Source organism: Bradyrhizobium sp. P2_E8 (assembly GCF_056403875.1).
Genome location: NZ_JBFUES010001793.1, coordinates 1 through 717, shown reverse-complemented (window position 1 = coordinate 717; position 717 = coordinate 1). Strand labels below are relative to the sequence as shown.

The following is a 717-nucleotide window of genomic DNA, read 5'->3' as shown; positions in this document are numbered from 1 at the left end:
GCCTCGACCGCGGCCGGATCGATGTTCTGGTCCGGCAGCACGTCCGCAAAGACCGGCGAGGCGCCGACTGCGACGATCGCGGCGGTCGATGCCACGAACGAGTTCGGCGGGGTGATGACCTCGTCGCCGGGACCGATGTTGAGCGCCCTCATCGCGAGGATCAGCGCATCGGTACCGGAATTCAGCGTCACGACATGCGGCGAGCCGAGATAGGCGGACAGTTCCTCTTCGAGCTTTCCGACCGCCGCCCCGCCGATGAAATCGCCACGCTGGAAGACGCCCTCGACCGCCTGCATGATCTCGGCGCGCTCTTCCTCGAATTGCGCCGGAAGATTGACGTAACCGATGCGCCGGCGGCCGGTGTCAGCGTCCATGGCAGAACTTCCTGACAGTTTCGATGACGCGGTCCTGCTGCGCGCGTGTCAGGTGCTGGTCCACCGGGAAGCTGATGACTTCCTTGGCATGGCGGTCGGTGACCGGGAACGTTCCCGGGGCGTAACCGAGATGCTTGAGGCCTTCCTGCTGATACAGCGGGATCGGATAGTGGATCTTGGCTTCGATGCCGTTGTCCAGGCAGTACTGATAGCCTTGGCATGGCGGTCGGTGACCGGGAACGTTCCCGGGGCGTAACCGAGATGCTTGAGGCCTTCCTGCTGATACAGCGGGATCGGATAGTGGATCTTGGCTTCGATGCCGTTGTCCAGGCAGTACTGATAG

2 protein-coding genes are annotated in these 717 nt (G+C 63.2%); both read right to left on the bottom strand.

From position 1 onward, the window contains the following. Positions 1–374: DegT/DnrJ/EryC1/StrS family aminotransferase (locus tag AC1D00_RS43965; RefSeq protein ID WP_477015051.1), on the bottom strand; the 374-nt coding region annotated here is incomplete at its 3' end. Then, on the bottom strand, positions 364–717 hold a 354-nt coding region (locus tag AC1D00_RS43960; protein WP_477015050.1), incomplete at its 5' end, for a DegT/DnrJ/EryC1/StrS family aminotransferase. The genes AC1D00_RS43960 and AC1D00_RS43965, both read right to left, overlap by 11 nt.